The sequence below is a fragment of the Zooshikella sp. RANM57 genome (assembly GCF_050749885.1).
In the GTDB taxonomy this organism is placed as follows: Bacteria; Pseudomonadota; Gammaproteobacteria; order Pseudomonadales; family Zooshikellaceae; genus Zooshikella.
This window is the reverse complement of sequence record NZ_JBOIUB010000001.1, coordinates 1,041,891-1,065,118: the sequence shown is the minus strand read 5'-3', so window position 1 is coordinate 1,065,118 and position 23,228 is coordinate 1,041,891. Positions and strand designations below refer to the sequence as shown.

The window sequence follows — 23,228 nt, the reverse complement described above, 5'->3', positions numbered from 1 at the left end:
TGAGTTATTGCTCACTACTAAAAATTCGTTTTAGAAAAATAAAAATAAAGCCGCCAATATTACCGTCTTGCATAACAAACAGCTAGTAGGCTATGGCCACATTTTCTTTACCAAATGTATTTTTCAACAGCTGCATGAGTTCATCACTAGGCGTAATTTGCCACTGCTCAGCTAACAGTAACTGTGCTTTAGCATCAGGCCGATAATACTCTACCGTTACAGGGATAGGACCTTGATGATGTGTTAATAAATGCGCTAACTGTGTAATTTGCTCAGTATCCACCCGTTGAGCATAAAGTCTAAGCACTAACTGTCTTGCATAATGTTGTCTAGCTTCCAGTAAACTGACTAGTCGTTTTGCTCTCACCTTAAGGCTATTTGAAAAGTCATCATGACTCACTTCACCTTCAACAACCACCAAGGCATCTTTATTAATTAAGTGTTGATATTGTTGAAACTGATCTGCAAAGATTGAAACTTCAATACGTGCCGTACGATCATCAAGCGTAATAAATGCCATACGATCACCACGTTTATTTTTCATAATTCGCATGGCAACAATCAAACCTGCAAGGGTTTGTGTTTCCCGTCCAGGCTTCAGTTCGGTAATACGCTGGCGAATAAAGTGCTGAAGTTCAGACTCATAACTATCTATTGGATGCCCTGTCAGATATAAGCCTAATGTATCCTTCTCTCCTTTTAAACGTTCATGATCAGACCACTCAGTAACGGCCAGGTACTTTTCATACACATCAGCACTTTCATCGACGAGTAAATCTTCAAACAAATCACCAAGCCCACTATCAGCCCCTTTAACAAGCTGCTCAGCTGTTTTAACTGCTTCTTCGGTACTTGCCGCTAAAACTGCTCGAACCTTTCCAAGCTCTGGTCCTTTAGCGGCGGGGTTATGGCCTAGCTTATCAAGTGCCCCTGAACGAATCAGCGCTTCTAATACTCGCTTGTTAATTTTCTTGCTATCAACACGCTGACAAAAATCAAAAAGATCTTTGAATCCGGCTTGACCTCGTGCTCCAACAATAGCCTCAATAGGGCCTTCACCTACCCCTTTGATGGCACCTAACCCATAAACAATCTCACCTTGATCATTCACAGCAAACTGATAACTACTGACATTCACATCTGGAGGCACAATGGCTAGTTTCATGATGCGACACTCTTCTATCAGGGTCACAATCTTGTCAGTATTGTGCATATCTGCTGATAACACAGCGGCCATGAATTGAGCAGGATAATGTGTCTTTAGCCAGGCAGTCTGAAATGAAACAAGCGCATAGGCTGCAGAGTGAGACTTGTTAAATCCATACCCCGCAAATTTTTCCATCAAATCAAAGATATAAGTTGCCTGCTCGACAGGAATTTGATTATCTGAAGCTCCTTTATTAAATATCTCCCGCTGCTTTGCCATTTCTTCTGGCTTTTTCTTACCCATTGCTCGGCGGAGCATATCGGCTTGCCCCAGTGAGTACTTGGCCAATACCTGAGCAATTTGCATTACCTGCTCTTGGTAAAGAATAACACCATAGGTATTTGATAAAACGGGTTCTAGATCTGGGTGGGGATACTCAACAGCTGCACGGCCGTGCTTTCGATTAATAAAATCATCCACCATCCCCGATTGAAGGGGCCCAGGCCGGAACAATGCAACCAAGGCAATAATATCCTCAAAACAGCTAGGTAGCAGCCGCTTGATTAACTCCTTCATTCCTCGAGACTCAAGCTGAAAAACTGCCGTTGTTTCTGCTCGTTGTAGGAGTTGAAATGAGTCCTTATCAGCCAGGTCAATCTGCATAATATCTAAGGCAGACTCTCCCTGTTTAGCCCGCTCAACGTTAATAGCATTTACTGCCCAGTTAATAATGGTCAGCGTTCTTAATCCCAAGAAGTCGAACTTAACAAGACCTGCCTGCTCAACATCATCCTTATCAAACTGGGTAACTAAGCCATGTCCATGCTCATCGCAATAAAGTGGTGCAAAGTCGGTCAACTTTGTGGGTGCTATAACCACCCCTCCCGCATGCTTACCGACATTACGGGTAATGCCTTCCAACTTTAACGCCATATCCCAGATTTCTTGGCCTTGCTCATCATTTTCTAAAAATTCTCTAAGCGGCTCTTCCTGATCAAATGCTTTACGAAGCGTCATACCCACTTCAAAGGGAATCATTTTAGAGAGTTTATCTGCGAGACTATATGACTTACCTTGTACCCGAGCCACATCACGGACCACCGCCTTAGCGGCCATCGTACCAAAGGTTATAATCTGCGAAACGGCATCACGTCCATACTGATCAGCCACATAATCGATCACTCGATCTCGGCCATCCATACAAAAGTCAACGTCAAAGTCAGGCATGGACACCCGCTCAGGGTTAAGAAACCGTTCAAAAAGCAAGTCGTAGGCTAATGGATCAAGGTCTGTAATTTTCAGTGCATAAGCCACTAATGAACCAGCACCTGATCCCCGCCCAGGGCCAACGGGAACACCATTATTTTTAGCCCACTGAATAAAGTCCATCACAATGAGAAAGTAACCAGGAAACCCCATTGAGATAATAATATTTAGCTCAAACTCCAAGCGATCCAGATATGTTTTACGCCTCGCTTGATAGTCATCGGACTCTGGATCAAGTATCAATTCAAGCCGCAGCTCCAGTCCATCAAGACTCTGCTTGCGGAAAAACTCATCCATTGTCATCCCTTGCGGGATTGGATATTCAGGTAGAAAGTATTTACCCAACCGAACATTCAGTGTACAGCGCTTGGCTATTTCAACTGAGTTTGCTAATGCCTCAGGCAAATCGGCAAATAGCTCAACCATCTCCTCTTGCGTTCGAAAGTACTGCTGATCACTGTAAATTCTTGGCCTGCGCGGGTCATCAAGCACACGTCCTTCACCGATACACACTCGGGTTTCATGAGCTTCAAAGTCATCTTGAACCAGAAAGCGTACATCATTTGTCGCAACTAATGGACACGTTGTTTTTTCTGCAAGGGTCACAGCACCATGAACAAAACCTTCATCATTAGGTAACCCTGTTCGCTGTATAGCCAAATATAGACGACTGGAGAAGTACTGCTGCCAATACTGAAGTGTATCTACAGCTTCCTGTTGATGACCTGACAACCACAACTGACCAACATCACTGTCCTTATTAAATAGCGCAATTAATCCCTCTGCTTTTTGCTCAAGCCACTCACGCTCGACAACAGGTTTACCATGTGCTTGTCCCCGTTGATAGCCCATCGAAATAAGTTCCGTCAGATTTCGATAACCTACGTCATTTATAATTAATAACACAACACGTGAGGGGGATGAGCTTCCTTCCAATGGGGTGAGACAAATATCTGCACCACATATTGGCTTTATGCCTGCAGCCATTGCGGCTTTATAAAACTTAACCAAAGCATATAAGTTGACTTGGTCAGTCATAGCCACAGCGGGCATTTGGTCCTGTTGAGCGGCTTTCACCAGCTCTTTAACCCTTACAAGGCCATCAACCAAAGAGTATTCTGTATGAACATGTAAATGTATAAATCGTGGCGACTGATGAGACATGAGCGATTCAAGCTGTTAAACTGTTGATTCAATTGGGGAAATATTATTAGATATGTCCGTGGTTTCAGGGGATAGCATTGTAAAGCCTACCCAGTCAGTTGTCATGGCCTAAACTGTTTCCTCAGAGCTAAGAAAATCAAACCTCGAATCTTTTTACGAAGTGTGTTTAGATTATCACTTCTGTGAATGATTAATACTTATAACTTATAAAACAATTCACATAATGGATCCCGCTTTCATGAAAGATGCGCTTGTCATTGGCATGCCAGCACATCCTATCAAGCGAAGCCAGAAATCGCTGCTAGCGCTTTTTCTTCTGTTTTTCGTTGCCTTAGATTTTTCATCCTCACCTGCTTCTGCTGCAGAATGTAAAACACTTACAGCCAGTGGCAACTCAGAATACCCTCCCCTTTTATGGCGAGACCGGGAAAACCCTAAAGCACTACTTGGTCTTTCCGTTGAAGTATTATCTGAAGCTCTAAAGAGCAAGCAAATTAACTTAAAAGCACGCTATGTTGGCCCCTGGTCTCGAGCCCAAGCACTTGCCAAAAGTGGTGATATTGATTTACTGGCAGGGGCTTTTAAAACAGCAGAAAGACTTCAGTATATGGATTATATAGAACCTCCTTTACTGGAAGTCCCTAGCGTACTTTTTGTACTACATGGCAAACATTTTCCTTTTACCACTTGGGAGCACCTTAAAAACAAGCATGGTGCTACCCTTATTAATAACAGCTTTGGCGAAAAATTTGATCGTTTTGCTGCAGAACATTTACAAATTTATGGTGTTCGCTCTGTAAAACTAGCATTTAACCTACTTTTAGCTGAGCGTACTGACTATGTACTTTATGAGTTATATCCTGGGTTAGCCTATGCACGAGAGATGGCGATAGAACATAAAATTGAATATCTACAAAAACCCGTTAACGCTGAAGGCCTTTATTTTACAATTGCCAAGCGATCTCCCTGTAATACTCCAGAACTTAAATCCTTTATCAGAAAAACAGTTATCCAGTTTCGTCAGTCAGGAGAGCAACAAAACCTTCTTAATAAATACCTTAATCTTTGGCAGCGGCAAGCTACACTGAAACCGCCACCACCCTAAAATTACTAGTAATCTCAAACAGTGTGTTATCTGGCCTTAAACTACAAAAAAATAGCAATTTAACTTAACAACCGTTTAACAGGTCCAAAAGACTGTCGGTGAATCGGTGAAGGACCAAGTGACTGTAGTGCCTCCAAGTGATACTTGGTGGGATAACCTTTGTGTTTAGCTATGCCATAACCTGGATATTGCTCATCTAGCACAAGCATTTCCTGATCTCTCGCCACTTTTGCCAATACAGAAGCTGCAGCTATTTCCATTATACGACTATCGCCCTTTACCACTGCTTGACTTGAACACAACAGTTGCGGACAACGATTACCGTCCACTAAAACATGTTCAGGTGCCACAGATAAGCCATTTACTGCACGCTGCATAGCCAACATTGAAGCATGTAAAATATTAATCGTATCTATTTCTTCTACTTCAGCCCTGCCTAAACACCAACTGAGAGCCTCTGTTTTTATTTGCTCAGCTATTTGTTCTCGTTTTGACTCACTCAGCTTTTTAGAGTCATTCAAGCCAGCAATTGGTTTTTCTGGATTGAGTATGACTGCAGCCGCAACCACAGCACCACAAAGAGGACCTCGTCCTACTTCATCTACGCCGGCAATCCTACTTTCAATGATTCCTTGCTTAGCAAGGTAGTCGTAACCAAACTCAATTGTCATGCGCTGAAAAACCAACAAAATTTTAAGTAAGAGTTATGAAATTAGCTTCGTGATGGCATCGGCTGCCCGCTCACTTGCATTACAGCGAAGCTGCTGGTGAATTTGTCGAAAAGTGTCGTGTAATTTAAAGGCCGTGTTAGGATGAAATGCATTCATAATCTCAACAGCAAGGTGAGTTGATGTCGCTTGCTGTTGCAATAGCTCAGGTACCAGTAACTTATTAGCTAATAAGTTAGGTAGCGAAACATAAGGTGTTTTTAGCATACTAGATACTAATAAGTGCGTTAAACCTGAAACTCGATAGGCAACAACCATGGGCCTTTTTACCAACATCGCTTCCAGTGTCGCAGTGCCTGATGCAAGCAAAATAGCATCACTTGCCGCCATTACATCTTGAGCCTGTCCTAGAAAAACGTGAGTTGATAACTCAGGAAAAGCCTGTGCTATTGCCTGTATTTGCTGAAGACGGTGTTTATTCGCTGCCGGAATTAAAATTTGCAAATCTGGGAGTTGATGTTGACAAAGCTTAGCAGCGTGCATAAACAATTTAGCCAGCCGCTCAACCTCACTCCGCCGGCTGCCAGGTAACACCGCTAGTGTAGGACGCTTACCAACAGCTAACTTTTCCCGAGCAGCCTGCTGGCTCATTTCCAAAGGGATATCATCAGCCAGGGGATGCCCTACAAACGTAACAGGAATATTATGCTTTTCGTAAAATGCAGCCTCAAACGGAAATAAAGTGAGCACATGATGAGTACTCTCTGCCACATTAAACACTCTTTTCTGACGCCATGCCCAAATAGTAGGACTTACGTAGTGCACTGTTGTTATTCCGGAGCACTTTAACTTTTTTTCTAAACCTAAATTAAAGTCGGGCGCATCGATCCCAATAAACACTGTTGGTGGATGTTGCTGCCAGTATTCAACTAATCGACGCCTTAATCGTAAAAGCTCAGGGACTCGACCTAAAACTTCAGTCAGCCCCATGACGGCCAAACGCTCCATCGACTCAAAGGATTTAAACCCAAGCGCTAACATGCGAGGGCCACCAATACCCTCAAATGTTGCATAAGGAAATCGTTTCTGCAATGACTTAATTAAGCCAGCACCTAGCAAATCGCCTGATGCCTCACCAGCAACAATGGCTATTCTTATCTTTTTGTTTGAGGTCATGATACTAGCTAGCGGGTTATACCCCGATTAGAAGACAGGAGTGAGTCAATTAAACGTTGTACTTCATCATATTCGCTTGACCATTGCTCAAGCTCGGTAATGGCACCTTTTAAGGTCAACCCTTGACGATAAATAATTTTATAACAACGCCTTAGCACATTGATCAGCTCAGCTGAATAACCCCGTCTACGCATACCTTCATAGTTCATACCATGGGCTGCAGCAGGGTTACCACTCACCGTAACAAATGCAGGAATATCTTTAAATACAGCAGTATGAGCTGCACTCATACTGAAGGCCCCAACCTGGCAAAACTGGTGAACCGTTGAGTAGCCCCCTAAAATAACGCTTTCCCCAATATAGACATGCCCTGCAATAGCGGCATTATTAGCCATAATAATATCATTGGTCAAAATACAATCATGTCCTATATGAACATAAGCCATAAGTAAGTTGTTATTACCTATTTTCGTGACACCATTATCTTGGATGGTACCACGATGAATAGTGCAACCTTCACGAATAATATTATTATCACCAATTTCTAACCGAGTTGGCTCACCTTTATATTTTTTATCCTGACAATCCTCACCAACAGATGCAAACTGGAAAATTCTGTTATTTTTTCCAATTTGCATTGGGCCTTTTAGCACCACATGAGAGTGAACGACTGTACCGCTATCAATTTCAACATTCGGCCCTACATATGTCCATGGGCCAATCTCTACATCTGCAGCCAGTTTTGCACTTGGATCTATGATAGCCCGCGGATCAATCAAGGTAGTAATTCCTTCTTAGCACATAGAATTTCTGCTGAGCTGGCTAATTTACCATCAACCAGTGCCTGACAAGAAAACTTCCAGATTCCACGTTTTTCCATTACAAATGAAGCATTAAGCTGGAGTCTATCACCTGGCACAACAGGCTGTTTAAAACGTACTTTGTCAGCACCTGCAAAATAATACACATGATTATCTTCAGGCTGCTTTCCACTCATTTTAAAACCTAAAATCCCTGCAGCTTGAGCCATCGCTTCAATGATCAATACGCCAGGCATGATAGGATGCTCAGGAAAGTGACCATTAAAAAACTCTTCGTTAACACTGACATTTTTGTAACAAGAGATTGTGTTGGCTTCCAGATCCAGCTCTACAACTCGATCAACCAACAAAAAGGGATAACGTTGCGGGAGATACGCTTTAATCTCTTGAATATTCATCATGCTTTGATTTCGCCTGTTTCTAATAACGAGGTAATGCTAGTGACGACTGGGGCAAAACCTTTAATGAGGATTACACCACTAACCGTTAGTGTTCATTACGTTTTTCAAGCTGGTGAATGCGCTTAGCCAGCTCATCAAGCTGACGAATACGTACTACCTGCTTTTTCCACTGTGCAGCAGGCATGCTTGTGCCTGCTCCAGAGGAGTATGTCCCTGGCTGGTCAATAGACTTAGTTACCAGAGTCATTGCTGTAATGTGCACATTATCAGTGATTTTCAGGTGGCCGGCTAAGCCAGAACCCCCAGCTATTGTACAGTTTTTTCCAACGGTTGTACTTCCAGAAATACCCACACAACCAGCAATTGCAGTATTTTCACCAATTACTACATTGTGAGCAATCTGAATAAGGTTATCCAGCTTCACACCATTACCAATAATCGTATCACTTAAAGCTCCACGATCAATCGCTGTATTTGCACCAATTTCAACATCATCACCTATGATGACACTACCTAACTGTGCAATTTTCTGCCACTGGTGTTGTTCAGGTGCAAAGCCAAATCCATCAGCCCCAATCACAGCTCCACTGTGAATTATAACGCGTTCGCCAACGGTTACTCCGTAACAAATAGTGACATTACGCGATATATGTGTATAAGCACCAATTAAACTATCACGCCCCACCACTGAGCCAGACTCAATAACAGCGTGTTCACCAATGGTAACGCCTGATTCTATAACAACATTAGGACCTATATAAACAGAGTCAGCTAACTCAACGGTATGATGTACTACAGCTGAAGGGTGAATACCCGTCTCAAACTGTCGACTTGAATCAAAAAGGTGGGAAATCTTAGCATATGCAAGGTAAGGATTGGCGACAACAATTACATTACCTGAAAATTGTGCCGCCATGTCAGGGTTCAAAATAACTGCTCCAGCTTTTGATGTAGCAAGGTATTTTCGGTAGGCCGGATTAGCCAAAAAAGATAAATCTTTTGGCGTAGCATCTTGCAGTGTAGCCAACCCTGTCAATATTAACTGAGCATCTCCGATTAAATCAGCTTGAAGATACTCAGCCACCTGCTTAAGTGTATAAGCTGAAGCAACTTTCATGAAACCCTACTATAGAATTAACGCATTTGATTTAACTTGAGTATAACTTTATTGGTTATATCATGTTTTGCGTCAACATAGTAAGCTGCGGATTTCTCTAATACAATTTCGTAACCACCTGCTTTAGCCACCTGAGCAATAGCAGAGTCCAGTTTTGGCTTTAAGCTTTTGATTTGTTCACGATCTGCTTTATTTTTTTCAATCTGCAATTCTTTAGATTGCACCTGAAAATCTTCAGCTTTGCGCTTTAATTGAAGTTGAAGCTTTGTACGCTCAGAATCACTCATTGCAGATCCATCTTTTTGCAACTTTTGATTCAATGACTTTGCATCTGCTTCAAGTGCACGCAATGTTTTCACTTTACCACCGAATTTTGCTTCGGCTTGTTTTGCATAGTGTTTTGCTTGATCAGACTCCAACATTGCCTTTTGATAATTAATAACGGCAATTTTCATTTCAGCAGAAGCCAAAGGAGCGACCAAAAGCGCAAGGCTAATACCTATAATTTTACCCAGCTTACTAGACAACATCACATCTCCTATAAATTCGCTTCAAACGCTTTTAGAAGGTTTGTCCAAGAGCAAATTGGAACACTTCAGTCTCATCATCTGAATCAGCATTTAAGGCTTTTGCCAAGCTGAAAGTCAGTGGTCCAAGACCTGTAATCCAGGTTACTCCAAACCCTGCAGAGTAACGCAGCTCTCCAAGATCTACATTGCTACAGTTGTTTTCATCACTACGACAGCTGGTGTCAAACACATTACCCGCATCCAGAAATACAGCACTTCGTATAGAACGCTGATCACGAATAAAAGGTAGTGGGAAAATAACTTCTGCAGTCCCTTCCACTAAAACATTTCCCCCTATGGGGTCGTCGTCAGTATTATCCTTACGTATTGCTCGTGGGCCAAGGGTATTATCTTTGAAACCGCGCACAGAACCGAAACCACCTGCATAATAGTGCTCTATAAAGGGCATTTCAGATGTGCTACCAATACTATCACCGTAGCCTAAGTTCGTCTTAAGATGTAATGTTAAGCTATCAGTTAATGGTTTAAACAACTGACCTCGATAATTCACTTTATAAAACTGTAGATCACTGCCAGGAAGCGCCAGCTCTAATCCTAAACTTTGTGAATGACCACGAGTTGCTAATACCCCCCTGTTCAAGGTGGACTCATTCCAACCAATATTGAATTTGTAGTTAAGGTATTTATCACCTTCTTCATCAATAAAGTTTTGAATTTGTTTAGCTGTATTAGTACCCGTTTTTACTTCGGTTTGATCAAGACCAAAACCAAAACTTAAATTTGAGGTTTCTGACAGTGGATAACCAAATGTCATACTGCCACCCCATACATCTGTTGAATAGTTGGAAATGTCTTTTTCCTCATAATCAGTGGTGCGATAAAACACATCAAAACCACGACTAACACCATCAACAGTGTAATAAGGATCATAAAAGCCAAAGCGGTATAACGTTCTGGACTTACTGGTATTAAGGCCTAAGTTAACCCTGTTTCCTGTACCCAAGAAGTTACGCTGGCTGATATTTCCACCTAAAATCAAACCACTTCCCTGAGAAAATCCAACACTGGCTGAAACACTACCAGAAGCCTGTTCTTCAACACCATAATTCACATCAATCTGATCGGTAGTGCCTGGTACAGGTGTTGTTTCAACATTAACTTCTTTAAAATAACCCAGCCTATCTAAGCGGGTCTTTGATTGCTCGATTTTATGAGTAGATGCCCAAGCACCTTCCATTTGACGCATTTCTCGACGCAATACTTCGTCTTCAGTTTTCGTATTACCTATAAAGTTCACTCGCCGTACATAAACACGCTTACCAGGGTCTACGAAAAAGGTAACACTCACACTATTATCTTCATCATGAGGCTGTGGAATCGTATTTACGTTAGCAAACGTATAACCATCATTACCTAAACGTCTAGCTAAAAATTCTTCTGTTTTAGTAATTGCCTTCCGTGAAAAAGTATCGCCCTCTTTTACCACAATAAGCTTACGCATCTCTGACTCAGGTACTTTAATATCACCAGCGAGTTTTACATCCTTAATTGTATATTTCTCACCTTCGTGAATATTAATTGTAATGTAGACCTCTTCTTTATCTGGCGAAATAGAGACTTGAGTAGAGGTAATATTAAAATTGATATAACCACGGTCTAAATAGTAAGAACGTAGACGTTCTAAATCACCAGATAATTTTTCACGCGAATACTTATTATCATCGGTGTAAAAAGAAAGTAAGCCAGAAGGTTGTAATTGAAAAAGCTCAAGCAGCTCATCATTTGGATAAATACTGTTTCCAACAATATTTATATGTTCAATGGTCGCCACTTTACCTTCTTTAATATTGATTTTAATGCCCACACGATTTCGTGGGAGAGGTGTTATTTCTGACTCAATTTTCGCGCCATAGCGACCTTGCGCCACATATTGCCGCTCTAATTGTAAACGAATAGCCTCAAGCGTGGCCTGCTCATAAATTTCACCTGGCGCTAGACCTTCTTGTTTCAAACCATCAAGTAGCTTTTCAGTATCAATTGCTTTGTTACCTTCAATATCAATACTGCTGATAGAAGGACGCTCAACCACCGTTATTACAAGAATATTCCCATCCCGTGCAAGCCGTATATCCTGGAAGTAACCTGTCTTAAATAGGCCACGTGTTGCTTCAGTAATTGCTTGCGCATTGACTTCATCACCAATGGTTAAAGGCAGTGCATTAAAAACCGTACCTTCAGATACACGTTGCAAACCATCAACGCGAATATCTGAGACGATAAATGAATCCGCCAAACATACGTACGGTAAAGCCGTACAGCCGAAAAGTAGAGACAACAGATATCGCTTCATGGAATCCGTTCTTCCAGAGCTGTAAGATGAAACATCACGAACCCGAAGGCAGGTTCCCCCAAAAAATAAACTACAGACGACTCAAGTCGTTATAAAAGGCAATAAACATCATCATGATGATCAATGCAATGCCTATACGACTACCAAACTCTTGAGTCTTTTGTGACACAGGGCTGCCTTTAACCCATTCAATGAGATAATAAACAAGGTGCCCACCGTCAAGTACTGGTATTGGTAGTAGATTTAAAACACCTAAACTGATGCTTAATATCGCCAGAAAATTGAGAAAGCTCTCAATACCTGAACGTGCTGTATCACCAGCAACTTTTGCAATTGTAATGGGGCCACTCAAATTTTTAACTGAGACAACCCCCTCTATCATTTTCTTTATTGAGCTTAAAGTCAATGCTGTCATTGACCAAGTTTTAGACAATGCAACAAATAGTGCATCATGTGGCGCATAACTTATGTCGCGAAATATATTATCTGAAAATGAAACTGCCTGTGGTGAAGCCCCGATAAATCCTATAGTTCCAGCTTCACTCTCTTTTACACCAGGTGTAACAGTCAACACTTGTCTTATATTATTACGTCGTATTTCAACCTGTAATGGCTGATTTGGATGTTTTTTAACTTTTTGAACCCAGTCACTCCAATCTACGACAGGTTTATCATTTATTGACAGAATTTCATCACCTGATTTCATTCCTGCTTTAACTGCAGGATAACCATCCATCAACTCACCCACTATTGCCGGAATCTTAGGGTAAAACTCAGAAATACCTAATGCAGCGAGTGGTTTTGGTTGTTCAACACCAGCTAGCCAATTATCAATGGAAACTTCACGCTGAATTGTACTTTGCAGACTGTCACTTTCAGCTGATAAGCGAAGTGTAAGTGGAATTTTGCCTGTGTCCCCAATGTAACTTAACAAAGCAATGTTGATGTCATACCAGGAGGGGGTTTGCTCATTTCCTACAGCAACAATTTCGTAACCTGAGCGAATATTAGCGTTTGCCGCTGGGCTATCAGGCTTAACATCACCAATAACAGGAATAAGGGCTTTAATCCCTATCATCAGCATTAGCCAGAATGCGATTATGGCGAGGATAAAATTAGCAACTGGACCTGCAACCACAATTGCAATTCGTTGCAATACAGACTTACGTGTAAACTCAAAAGATTGGTCAGATTCTGCAACAGGGCCTTCCCTTGCATCCAGCATTTTGACATAACCACCTAATGGAAAGGCTGCAATCACAAACTCAGTGCCATGCCGGTCATACCATGAGAATAAAGGCTTTCCAAACCCAACTGAGAAACGTAAAACTTTGACACCACAGCGCCGAGCCACCCAAAAGTGTCCAAACTCATGAAATGTTACTAACAGCCCTAAGGCGACAATCATCGCTACTATTGTTTGCAATAACTCAATCATGTTTGCAGCCTGTGCATCCCTATTTAGTTATTTGTTGCTAGCGTACACTATTTGTTGAGCACACTCACGAGCAATTCTATCTGCCTCTAATACATGCTCCAAACTATCAGCGGCTTTGCAAGGTATTTTATTAAGAACTGCCTGATTAACCTGAGCAATACCCACAAACTTCAACTCATTACCCAAGAAAGCCTCCACAGCAACCTCATTAGCGGCATTGAGGATAGCCATCGCCGTCCCTCCAACTTGAACAGCTTGCTTAGCTAACTTTAAACATGGAAAACGTTCTTCATTGGGTGTTTCAAAGTCAAGCTGCCCAATTTTTGCCAAATCAAGGGGAGAAACCCCAGATGTTATTCGCCCAGGCCAGGCAAGAGCATGAGCAATAGGTGTGCGCATGTCAGGGTTACCTAGTTGGGCAAGAACTGATCCATCAACATAGTCGACCATTGAGTGAATAATACTTTGTGGGTGAATAACAACGTCAACTTGATCAGGTGAAGCAGAAAATAGCCAACAAGCTTCAATAAATTCCAACCCTTTATTCATAAGTGTGGCTGAGTCAACTGAAATTTTTCGCCCCATGGACCAGTTAGGGTGATTACAGGCTTGCTCTGGAGTTACATGCTGCAACTCATTCAAAGAAAAGTTACGAAATGGACCACCAGATGCTGTTAATAGTATTTTTCGAATACCTGCACTAACCAGTGAATCGCTAACAGTAGAAGGCAAACATTGGAAGATGGCATTGTGCTCACTATCGATTGGAAGCAGTGTTGCACCTGCACGCGTTACTTCCTGCATAAAAAGCGCCCCTGACATAACAAGCGCTTCTTTATTTGCAAGTAACACCTTTTTTCCAGCACTTACAGCAGCCAAAGTGGGTAATAAACCCGCAGCACCAACAATAGCGGCCATAACGGTATCAACTTCTGAAGCTGCAGCCACTTCAGCCTGAGCCTGCTCTCCTGTCAAAACCTCCGTCGAGCAGCCTGTATCTTTTAGTAAAGTTTGCAGTTTACTTGCAGCAGTACTATCCGCCATAACCACATATTTCGGGTGAAACTGCTGACATTGGACTAGCATCCCAGCGACATCTTTTTGAGCAACTAACGCAAACACCTGATATCGGTCAGGATGTTGAGCAATCACATCTAAAGTACTGCAACCTATGGAGCCTGTAGATCCCAAGATAGTAATGTTTTGCACTATTTATCGACCCGCTGCTTATAAACCAATAACAACTAAAAGTAATGCAAGTACTGGTGTTGCCGCTGTCAACGAGTCAATTCGATCCAGAACACCGCCATGACCAGGCAATAACTGACTGCTATCTTTTAAGCCTTGCTCACGCTTAAACATGCTTTCTACAAGATCACCTAAAATTGAACTGGCAACCACTAACCACGCTATGACAATAAGCAATACACTGTTAACACCATTTAAACGCCAGTACCATGCAAAAACAACTGAGAGCACAGTGATAACAGCAAGGCCTCCTGCTACCCCCTCCCAGCTTTTACCAGGACTAACGCTTGGCGCTAACTTTCGCTTACCAAAACGTTTACCAGCAAAGTAAGCACCACTATCAGCACCCCAAACTAATAACAGAAGAAAAATAATAAGTGAGCTACTGTTTGCTTGCATTTTAATCAGTACAAATGCTTGCCACGCGGTAAGAAGCACCAATATACCTACTGCCAACTTAATAATAGTTGTATCCCAGAACCACCTAATTTTAGGGTATTGAATGACTAAGAAAAGCGCGGCACACCACCAAAGCATACTTATGATCACACCCCAGGTATAAGGAACCCATATAGCGCTGACAATCATAGCCAATGCATAAACCAGGGTATAACCAATACGCTGAGATATTTTCTGCCAGCCAGCTAAATTAGCCCATTCCCACGCGCCAAGGGTGGTAATTGCACCAATAAACCAACTAAAGTAAGGAAGATCAAGAAATAGCACCCCTAATAATACAAGAGGAGCTAGAATAACGGCTGTTAAAATACGTTGTTTTAGCACTGATCCTGAGCCTCAACCTGCTCGCTTGTACGCCCAAAGCGTCGCTCCCGACCTGCAAAATCTATCAATGCTTTTTCAAACTCTTTGGGACCAAAGTCAGGCCAAAGTGTTTCTGTAAAGTAAAACTCAGTGTAAGCAAACTGCCACAGCATAAAATTACTTATTCTATGAACACCACCAGTCCGAATACAAAGATCAGGTAATGGTAACCCTTCCGTCTGCAAGTGTTGCTCAACAAGTTCTGCTGAAATTTCATCTGCTTGCAATGTGCCTAACTGTACTTTTTTCACCAGTTGCTGACACGCATTGAGTATATCCCACTGCCCACCATAATTAGCAGCAATCACTAAAGTAACTTTGGCATTCTCTGCTGTTAATGCTTCTGCATCAGCAATATGTTTTTGCAGTGAGGGATTGAAAGCTGAGCGATCACCAATAACTTTTAAGCGAATATGATTTTTATGTAAACGTTTAGTTTCTCGTTTCAGCGCTCTTAAAAACAGTTCCATTAGCGCTGATACTTCGTCCTCTGGTCGACGCCAGTTTTCACTACTAAATGCAAATAAAGTTAAGACTTCAATACCATAGCGACCACAGGCCTCAACAATACTTCGTGCAGCACTCAAGCCAGCACGATGACCTGCTATACCAGGCAGTCGCTTACGTTTAGCCCAACGATTATTACCGTCCATAATAACGGCAATATGTTTAGGACGTTGCTTTAGTTCTCCCAGGGAATCAGAAATCTCTGGTTTGAGATGATTAGACATAAATCTGGAAATAATCGGCTATTGAATTGAGGTCGAAACAATAAACATTTATTTGCTTAATGCAAACAGAGAGATGCAAATATAATTCACAAAAGTAGTGTAGTGTCACCAAAAACAACAGCAGTATGAAATCTTCTTTCACACTGCTGTGACAATATTACAACAACTACTCACCTAAATTTTGGCTAGCACTTATATTTCCATAAGATCTTTTTCTTTATCCTGAAGCACTTTATCTATTTCACTAATATATTTATCAGTAAGCTTCTGGATATCATCTTGAGCTTTATGCTCTTCATCTTCACTGATTTCTTTATCTTTCAGTAAGCCTTTAAGATCATTATTTGCATCACGACGAATATTACGCACAGCTACGCGTGCCGATTCAGCTTCTTGACGTGCTTGCTTAGTAAAGCCTTTACGTGTTTCTTCAGTCAGCGGTGGTAAAGGAATACGTACCACATCACCAGACGTTGCAGGATTCAAGCCCAGGTCAGACTTCAAAATGGCTTTCTCAATCTCAGGAACCATATGTTTTTCCCAAGGAATAACAGCCAGCGTTCGACCATCTTCTGTAGAAATATTAGCCGCTTGCGACAGCTGGACTTCAGAACCGTAGTAATTCACCTTAACATCGTCAAGCAAGCTTGGATGTGCACGACCAGTTCGAATCTTTGCAAAAGCAATAGATAGCGATTCAAGACTTTTTTTCATTCGGGCTGATGCATCAGCCTTAATCTCATTAATCATTATTCACCCCCACAAATCAGCGTACCTTCATTACCACCAACGACAATATTTAACAAAGCACCTGATTTATTCATATTAAAAACGCGAACTGGCATCAGGTGATCCCGCACCAAACAAATGGCTGTAAGATCCATGACACCTAGCTTACGTGTCAGTATCTCGTCATAAGTGAGCGTATCATACTTGATTGCATCAGGATCTTGCACTGGATCTGCAGTATAAACACCATCTACTTTCGTCGCTTTCAGCACTAAGTCTGCCTCTATTTCAATGCCTCGCAAACAGGCTGCTGAGTCAGTAGTAAAAAAAGGATTACCCGTTCCTGCAGAAAAAATAACCACATCGCCATTTGTTAAATAGCGCTGTGCCAAGCGCCGATCATAGTGCTCAACTATACCACTCATAGGTATCGCAGACATGACACTGCTTTTAATATTTGAGCGCTCCAGCGCATCACGCATAGCAAGGGCATTCATGACGGTTGCCAACATCCCCATATGGTCACCTGTGACTCTATCCATACCGGCTGCATGCAATGAAGCACCACGAAATAGATTACCACCACCGATGACAATGCCGACTTGAACGCCAATACCCACCAACTGCCCTATTTCTAGAGCCATACGGTCTAATACTTTTGGGTCAATACCAAACTCCTCAGTACCTACGAGTGCTTCACCACTTAGCTTGAGGAGGATACGTTTATATTTGGGTTGACGGTCACTTACCGGCATAGAGCATTCCTTCTATCAGCGCATACTTTTAAACGCCCAAAAGTAATTGGCCTGCAGTTGCAGGCCAATAAGATTGTTACTTGTTGAGGCCCGCTTGAGCCGCGACCTCAGCAGCAAAATCAACTTCTTCTTTTTCAATACCTTCCCCAACTTCGTAACGGGTAAAACCAGCTACCGTTGCACCAGCTTCTTTAACTAACTGTCCAACTTTCATGTCAGGGTTCTTCACAAAAGGTTGCTCTACCAGGCTGTTTTCAGCCAAGAACTTGTTCACACGACCCACAACCATTTTCTCAATGATATCAGCAGGCTTGCCACTGTCCTGAGCTTGAGCAGTATAAATTTCACGCTCTTTTTCGATGAGCTCAGCAGGCATATCGTCTTTGCTTACTACCGTTGGGTTAACTGCCGCAATATGCATTGCAACATCTTTGGCAACTTCTGCATTACCACCTGTTAACGCAACAAGTACCCCTATACGGTTATTAGCATGCACGTAGCTACCAACAACTTCGCCTTCGGCAGAAGTAACACGGCGAACAGAAATATTTTCACCAATTTTTTGTACTAATGCTTGACGTCTTTCTTCCATACCGTCAGCCATAATCTGCTCAACGGAAGAAGCCTTAGTATCAAACGCCTTAGTCACTACTTCTTGTACAAACGCCAAGAAATTTTCATCACGGGCTACGAAATCAGTTTCACTGTTAACTTCAATCATGACACCATAGCGGCCATCATCAGCTAATTTAACTGCGATTACACCTTCAGCCGCAATCCGTCCAGCTTTCTTTGCAGCTTTCGCCTGGCCTGACTTACGTAGCTCTTCAATGGCTTTTTCAATATCACCTTCTGACTCAACCAGTGCTTTTTTGCACTCCATCATGCCCAAGCCAGTACGCTCACGTAACTCTTTTACCAATGCTGCAGAAATTGCTGCCATTACATTTTCCTCTGAATTAGGTTGATTAGACTAAAACATGTTGACTGAATAAACGTACTAACACATTATCGGCAAAAAGGGGGCTTTGCCCCCTTATTGTCATTCAGCCAATGCAATGTGCTACTTGAGGTTTAGCTTAGCCTTCAGCAGCAGCTTGTGCTTCACCCTGCTCGTCAACTTCTTCTACGAACTCATCTTTAGTACCAACATCTGAAGCAGAGCGACCTTCAACAATAGCATTTGCAACAGATTGCACATAAAGCTGGATTGCACGGATCGCGTCATCATTACCAGGTATAACAACATCAACGCCTTCTGGGCTGCTGTTGGTATCAACAACGCCGATTACAGGAATACCCAGCTTGTTTGCTTCGCTAATAGCAATACGTTCATGATCAACATCGATAACAAACAGCGCATCAGGTAAGCCACCCATGTCTTTGATACCACCAAGACTACGCTCTAGTTTATCCATGTCACGACTACGCATTAAAGCTTCTTTTTTAGTTAGCTTTTCAAAGGTGCCATCTTGACTTTGGCTTTCAAGATCACGTAGACGACGAATAGATTGACGAATAGTCTTGTAGTTTGTCAGCATGCCACCCAACCAACGATGGTCTACATAGGGCATTCCTGCACGCTGAGCTTCTTCACGGATAATTTTGCCTGCAGCACGTTTTGTTCCAACAAACAATACTTTTTTCTTTGCTTCAGCCATTTTTTGAACAGAAGCCAAGGCACTGTTGAATGCTGGAAGTGTATGCTCCAGGTTAATGATATGAATTTTATTGCGAGAACCAAAAATGTATTTGCCCATTTTTGGGTTCCAGTAACGGGTTTGGTGACCAAAGTGAACGCCCGCTTTCAGCATTTCACGCATTGTTACTTTTGGCATACTAACTCCTATAATGGGTTAAGCCTCCATGTACCCCATAGACCAACCTTTCGGCACCCAAGTCTATGTGACGGCACATGTGTGGGGTTAAAGATAAATTACCTATTAATCAAGCGGCGCTTTATACCACAAAAGCACCTAGGTTAAAACCTTATTACTTCATTTTATCTTTCAATTTTAGGCTATTCTAAGGTCGCGGCTATCCCTAACTGAGAATTCCCTTCAACAAAGATTTCATAAAGTCAGTTTGAGACCCCTTAAATAACGGTTGCCAGTTCTGATACACTAGCGAGAACTATAATCGTTTGCCGTTAAAAACTACTTATCAGGATTTACCTCTCAGAATGAATGTTACAATTAAGACACCTGAAGAAATTGAAAAAATGCGCGTTGCTGGCCGCATGGCAGCCGAAGTGCTGGAAATGATCGAGCCTTATGTTGTGGCAGGTGTTACCACTGGAGAGCTGGATCACATTTGCCATGACTATATTGTAGACACCTTAAAAGCCATCCCAGCCCCCCTTAATTATAGAGGTTTTCCAAAATCTATCTGCACCTCTGTCAATCAGGTTGTTTGTCATGGCATTCCAAGTGATAAGAAAACTCTAAAAAATGGTGACATTATCAATATCGATGTCACGGTTATTAAAGGTGGATACCATGGTGATACCAGTAAAATGTTCTTTATTGGCAACCCACCTGAGCACGCTAAACGACTCAGCCAAGTCACCCAAGAGTGCTTATATAAAGGGATTGCAGAAGTTAAACCTGGTGCTTTTCTAGGTGATATTGGCTTTGTTATTGCGCAGCATGCTCATGCTAACCATTACAGTGTGGTGGAAGAGTATTGTGGTCATGGCATAGGTAAAGAATTTCATGAAGATCCCCAGGTGCTTCACTATGGTAAACCTGGCACAGGGCTTAAATTACAAGAAGGTATGACATTTACCATAGAACCTATGATCAATGCAGGTAAAAAGTTTACCAAACTCAATAAAAATGATGGTTGGACAGTAACAACCAAAGACGGTCGACTCTCCGCTCAGTGGGAACATACCATCCTGGTAACCGCGACAGGCGCAGAAATTTTTACCAAGCGTAAAGAAGAAGATATTCTTTAGTCATTACTGCCATTATTCCTGATTACTGAAGTATTTTGCTAAGAGGTTGGTTAGCATGTTGATACCACCATCCTTTGATCAGCTGTGTGTAGAGCTGTTTGATAAAGGACAGTTTCGCGCAGACTTAATACTTTCCAGTAATCCTTTGCCTGCTTACAAAAAATCGCTTCAGCGAGCTCAACAAAAAATGGATGACCTGTATCAAGCAGGCATCAATATTGAGCATCTGGTTCATGGGCGGGCTTGGGTGGTAGACCAGCTTTTAATGTTAGCATGGGAGTTCTACGTAGGGCATGAGCAAGACGATATTGTCTTGCTTGCTGTTGGTGGATATGGACGACGCCAACTGCACCCCCACTCCGACATAGATTTATTAATTTTACTTTCTGGAAACCAACACCATCATTACCTTCCCGCGATTCAATCTTTCCTTACTTTATTGTGGGACTTAAACCTGGCTGTAGGTCATAGTGTTCGCTCTTTGGATGAGTGCGTAAGCGCTGCTGCTGACGATATTACGGTAATGACCAACTTACTTGAAGCCAGAGTAATAACAGGTTTTCCCCTTTTACTAAATAAACTTTGGCATCGGATTAGTTATTTAGGCATTTGGCCTAGTCGCCTTTTTTTACAAGCAAAATATGAAGAACAACGTACCCGCCACAAAAAATATAACGAAACTGAGTATAACTTAGAGCCTAACTTAAAAAGCTCACCTGGTGGTTTGCGTGATATTCAAATGATATCTTGGGTAACTCGCCGCCATTTTGGTACAACCAAACTGCATGACCTGGTTAATTGCCAACTCTTAACAGAAAACGAATACAGTATTTTAATATCAGGACAGGATTTTCTCTGGCAAGTTCGCTATGGGCTTCATATGCTGGCTCGTCGAGATGAAAACCGTTTACTGTTTGACTATCAGCAACAACTTGCCGCGTTATTTGGCTATAAAGACAGACCAGGCAGTTTAGCAGTTGAACAGTTTATGCAAAAATATTTTCGGGTTGTCATGTCACTCGGCGAATTAAACGACCTGCTTTTACAGCACTTTGATGATTTAATTTTATCCGCAGGTCAAGCCCAAACCGTCGTATCAATTAATGAGCGCTTCCAAACACGAAACAATTACATCGAAGTAGTCACACCTGACGTTTTCAGAAAAACCCCCTCAGCACTACTCGAAATATTTGTCATTATGACCCAAAACCCTAGTATTTTAGGTGTTAAAGCTACAACTATTCGCCTTATAAGAGAGCACCGCTATCTGGTAAATGATGAGTTCAGAAATGATCCACATAATGCTGCTCTTTTTCTACAGTTAATGGCAGCGCCTTATGGGTTAACCGTTAATTTAAGACGAATGGTTCGTTATGGATTAATGGGGCGTTATTTACCCGAATTTGGTCGTATAATTGGGCAAATGCAACATGATTTATTCCATATTTATACAGTCGATGCCCATACGTTATTATTAATAAAGTTTTTACGTCGTTTCCACTATTCAGAAAATGCTGAACAGTTTCCTGTAGCATCTGAAATCGTTCAACGTTTACCCGATCTCGCCTTACTCCACATAGCAGGGTTATATCATGATATTGCCAAGGGGCGTGGGGGCAATCACTCAGAACTCGGAGCAGAAGACGCACAGGCCTTTTGCATACGCCATAGTATATCCAAAGAAGACAGTAATTTTATTATCTGGCTGGTGCGCAATCATTTACTCATGTCCACTACAGCGCAACGAAAAGACTTATCTGATCCAGAAGTCATTCACGCATTTGCGCGTCAGGTTATTGATCAAACCCATTTAGATTGCCTGTATGTGTTAACTGTTGCAGACATTAATGCGACTAACCCCAAACTTTGGAATAGTTGGCGAGCCGCCCTACTAAGACAACTGTATCAAGAAACCAAACGTGTATTACGACGCGGACTGCAAAAACCTGTTGATAAAAATGAGCGTATAGCATCTCGTCAGGAAGAAGCGCTCACACAACTCAGCACAGAAAAAATTCCAACAACACAAATTTTTAGCGCCTGGAGCTCACTAGACGACAACTATTTTTTACGCCACTCTGTCGAAGAAATTGTGTGGCATACACATGGCATTCTTACCGAAAGTACAACTAATGCTCCATTGGTTCTTGTGCGAGAAACAACACATCCTGGGTTTGAAGGTGCAACTCAGATCTTTATCTATACAAAAGACAGTGATAATTTATTTGCAGCTGCAACAGCCGCCATCGACCAACTTAATTTAAATATTCAGGACGCAAGAATCATTACATCGCACAACAATTACAGTTTAGATACCTTTACTGTTTTAGAATCAGATGGCACGCCTATAGGCGATAACCCACAACGCATAAAACGTATTAAACGAACACTCACTCATAAATTAAATAATCCTGCACGTTACCCCAGCATTATTCAACGCCGTACACCTCGACAATTAAAACACTTTACCTATCCTGCGGAAGTCATTATCAGCAATGATACAAACCATAGTACAACCATTTTAGAAATAATTGCACCAGACCGTCCTGGCTTATTAGCGCTACTAGGGCGAATATTTATGGAGCTAGGCTTATTTATTCATAATGCAAAAATAGCAACACTGGGTGAACGTGTAGAGGATGTCTTTTTTATAACTGATGCTCATGGACATCCAATTACTGATGCAAGTGAATGTGAACACATCAGGCAAACACTGTGTAAACAGTTGGATGACCGGACACAGCAAGATGCAGGCAGAAAAAACAGTCGCCGTAAAAGCCTGACAATTCAATAGTTAATTT

General features: G+C 41.9%; 19 protein-coding genes. 3 read left to right on the top strand and 16 right to left on the bottom strand.

The window, feature by feature from the left end; translation table 11 throughout:
- Window positions 1-82: 82 nt before the first annotated feature.
- Entirely contained in the window at window positions 83-3,577 is a 3,495-nt protein-coding gene (dnaE, locus tag ACQ96U_RS04120; RefSeq protein WP_431719963.1) for a DNA polymerase III subunit alpha, read from the bottom strand.
- Between the two features lie 238 nt (window positions 3,578-3,815).
- Here dnaE and ACQ96U_RS04115 point away from each other — a divergent pair, with 238 nt between their 5' ends.
- Window positions 3,816-4,682, top strand: a complete 867-nt coding sequence (locus ACQ96U_RS04115) for a substrate-binding periplasmic protein (RefSeq protein ID WP_431719962.1) — start codon at window positions 3,816-3,818, stop codon at window positions 4,680-4,682.
- A gap of 59 nt (window positions 4,683-4,741) precedes the next feature.
- On the opposite strand, the gene rnhB is transcribed toward ACQ96U_RS04115, so the two are convergent.
- The 15 genes from rnhB to rpsB all read right to left on the bottom strand — a co-directional run bounded on the left by rnhB (window position 4,742) and on the right by rpsB (window position 19,306).
- The gene (gene rnhB, locus ACQ96U_RS04110; protein WP_431719961.1) at window positions 4,742-5,353 is read right to left on the bottom strand and encodes a ribonuclease HII; all 612 of its coding nucleotides are present in this window, start codon (window positions 5,351-5,353) and stop codon (window positions 4,742-4,744) included.
- A 33-nt stretch (window positions 5,354-5,386) separates the two neighbouring features.
- Entirely contained in the window at window positions 5,387-6,526 is a 1,140-nt protein-coding gene (gene lpxB / locus ACQ96U_RS04105) for a lipid-A-disaccharide synthase (protein ID WP_431719960.1), read from the bottom strand.
- Window positions 6,527-6,534: 8 nt separating this feature from the next.
- Complete coding sequence (lpxA, locus tag ACQ96U_RS04100) at window positions 6,535-7,305, bottom strand: acyl-ACP--UDP-N-acetylglucosamine O-acyltransferase (protein WP_431719959.1); 771 nt, start codon at window positions 7,303-7,305, stop codon at window positions 6,535-6,537.
- On the bottom strand, window positions 7,302-7,748 hold the full coding sequence (gene fabZ / locus ACQ96U_RS04095) for a 3-hydroxyacyl-ACP dehydratase FabZ (protein ID WP_027707195.1): 447 nt from the start codon (window positions 7,746-7,748) through the stop codon (window positions 7,302-7,304). The genes lpxA and fabZ overlap by 4 nt, the downstream gene beginning before the upstream one ends.
- Before the next feature lie 85 nt (window positions 7,749-7,833).
- On the bottom strand, window positions 7,834-8,865 hold the full coding sequence (gene lpxD, locus ACQ96U_RS04090) for a UDP-3-O-(3-hydroxymyristoyl)glucosamine N-acyltransferase (protein WP_431719958.1): 1,032 nt from the start codon (window positions 8,863-8,865) through the stop codon (window positions 7,834-7,836).
- 17 nt (window positions 8,866-8,882) lie between these two features.
- Window positions 8,883-9,395 (bottom strand): OmpH family outer membrane protein, encoded by a 513-nt coding sequence (locus ACQ96U_RS04085; protein ID WP_431719957.1) that lies wholly within the window; start codon window positions 9,393-9,395, stop codon window positions 8,883-8,885.
- Window positions 9,396-9,426: 31 nt separating this feature from the next.
- Entirely contained in the window at window positions 9,427-11,745 is a 2,319-nt protein-coding gene (gene bamA, locus ACQ96U_RS04080; RefSeq protein ID WP_431719956.1) for an outer membrane protein assembly factor BamA, read from the bottom strand.
- A gap of 70 nt (window positions 11,746-11,815) precedes the next feature.
- Window positions 11,816-13,183 carry an RIP metalloprotease RseP gene (gene rseP, locus ACQ96U_RS04075; protein WP_431719955.1) on the bottom strand — a complete coding sequence of 456 codons (1,368 nt, stop codon included), beginning with the start codon at window positions 13,181-13,183 and terminating at the stop codon, window positions 11,816-11,818.
- 27 nt (window positions 13,184-13,210) lie between these two features.
- Window positions 13,211-14,392, bottom strand: a complete 1,182-nt coding sequence (gene ispC / locus ACQ96U_RS04070) for a 1-deoxy-D-xylulose-5-phosphate reductoisomerase (protein ID WP_431719954.1) — start codon at window positions 14,390-14,392, stop codon at window positions 13,211-13,213.
- An 18-nt stretch (window positions 14,393-14,410) separates the two neighbouring features.
- Window positions 14,411-15,214 (bottom strand): phosphatidate cytidylyltransferase, encoded by an 804-nt coding sequence (locus ACQ96U_RS04065; protein WP_431719953.1) that lies wholly within the window; start codon window positions 15,212-15,214, stop codon window positions 14,411-14,413.
- Window positions 15,208-15,984, bottom strand: coding sequence for a polyprenyl diphosphate synthase (uppS, locus tag ACQ96U_RS04060; protein WP_431719952.1), 777 nt, complete (start codon window positions 15,982-15,984; stop codon window positions 15,208-15,210). Before uppS ends, ACQ96U_RS04065 begins: the two co-directional genes overlap by 7 nt.
- Before the next feature lie 192 nt (window positions 15,985-16,176).
- Window positions 16,177-16,734 carry a ribosome recycling factor gene (gene frr, locus ACQ96U_RS04055; protein WP_431719951.1) on the bottom strand — a complete coding sequence of 186 codons (558 nt, stop codon included), beginning with the start codon at window positions 16,732-16,734 and terminating at the stop codon, window positions 16,177-16,179.
- Complete coding sequence (gene pyrH / locus ACQ96U_RS04050; protein ID WP_431719950.1) at window positions 16,734-17,468, bottom strand: UMP kinase; 735 nt, start codon at window positions 17,466-17,468, stop codon at window positions 16,734-16,736. Before pyrH ends, frr begins: the two co-directional genes overlap by 1 nt.
- Window positions 17,469-17,544: 76 nt before the next feature.
- Window positions 17,545-18,411 carry a translation elongation factor Ts gene (gene tsf / locus ACQ96U_RS04045; protein ID WP_431719949.1) on the bottom strand — a complete coding sequence of 289 codons (867 nt, stop codon included), beginning with the start codon at window positions 18,409-18,411 and terminating at the stop codon, window positions 17,545-17,547.
- Window positions 18,412-18,547: 136 nt separating this feature from the next.
- On the bottom strand, window positions 18,548-19,306 hold the full coding sequence (gene rpsB / locus ACQ96U_RS04040; protein WP_431719948.1) for a 30S ribosomal protein S2: 759 nt from the start codon (window positions 19,304-19,306) through the stop codon (window positions 18,548-18,550).
- A gap of 305 nt (window positions 19,307-19,611) precedes the next feature.
- Here rpsB and map point away from each other — a divergent pair, with 305 nt between their 5' ends.
- Both map and ACQ96U_RS04030 read left to right on the top strand, forming a co-directional pair.
- Complete coding sequence (map, locus tag ACQ96U_RS04035) at window positions 19,612-20,427, top strand: type I methionyl aminopeptidase (protein ID WP_431719947.1); 816 nt, start codon at window positions 19,612-19,614, stop codon at window positions 20,425-20,427.
- 55 nt (window positions 20,428-20,482) lie between these two features.
- On the top strand, window positions 20,483-23,221 hold the full coding sequence (locus ACQ96U_RS04030; RefSeq protein ID WP_431719946.1) for a [protein-PII] uridylyltransferase: 2,739 nt from the start codon (window positions 20,483-20,485) through the stop codon (window positions 23,219-23,221).
- Window positions 23,222-23,228 lie beyond the last annotated feature (7 nt).

Coding starts and splice junctions, on each gene's coding strand:
- lpxD (WP_431719958.1), bottom strand. CDS start 8,865: ATGAAAGTTGCTTCAGCTTATACACTTAAGCAGGTGGCTGAGTATCTT.
- ACQ96U_RS04085 (WP_431719957.1), bottom strand. CDS start 9,395: ATGTTGTCTAGTAAGCTGGGTAAAATTATAGGTATTAGCCTTGCGCTT.
- fabZ (WP_027707195.1), bottom strand. CDS start 7,748: ATGATGAATATTCAAGAGATTAAAGCGTATCTCCCGCAACGTTATCCC.
- frr (WP_431719951.1), bottom strand. CDS start 16,734: ATGATTAATGAGATTAAGGCTGATGCATCAGCCCGAATGAAAAAAAGT.
- rnhB (WP_431719961.1), bottom strand. CDS start 5,353: ATGACAATTGAGTTTGGTTACGACTACCTTGCTAAGCAAGGAATCATT.
- dnaE (WP_431719963.1), bottom strand. CDS start 3,577: ATGTCTCATCAGTCGCCACGATTTATACATTTACATGTTCATACAGAA.
- tsf (WP_431719949.1), bottom strand. CDS start 18,411: ATGGCAGCAATTTCTGCAGCATTGGTAAAAGAGTTACGTGAGCGTACT.
- rseP (WP_431719955.1), bottom strand. CDS start 13,183: ATGATTGAGTTATTGCAAACAATAGTAGCGATGATTGTCGCCTTAGGG.
- uppS (WP_431719952.1), bottom strand. CDS start 15,984: ATGTCTAATCATCTCAAACCAGAGATTTCTGATTCCCTGGGAGAACTA.
- ACQ96U_RS04115 (WP_431719962.1), top strand. CDS start 3,816: ATGAAAGATGCGCTTGTCATTGGCATGCCAGCACATCCTATCAAGCGA.
- pyrH (WP_431719950.1), bottom strand. CDS start 17,468: ATGCCGGTAAGTGACCGTCAACCCAAATATAAACGTATCCTCCTCAAG.
- rpsB (WP_431719948.1), bottom strand. CDS start 19,306: ATGCCAAAAGTAACAATGCGTGAAATGCTGAAAGCGGGCGTTCACTTT.
- bamA (WP_431719956.1), bottom strand. CDS start 11,745: ATGAAGCGATATCTGTTGTCTCTACTTTTCGGCTGTACGGCTTTACCG.
- lpxB (WP_431719960.1), bottom strand. CDS start 6,526: ATGACCTCAAACAAAAAGATAAGAATAGCCATTGTTGCTGGTGAGGCA.
- ACQ96U_RS04030 (WP_431719946.1), top strand. CDS start 20,483: ATGTTGATACCACCATCCTTTGATCAGCTGTGTGTAGAGCTGTTTGAT.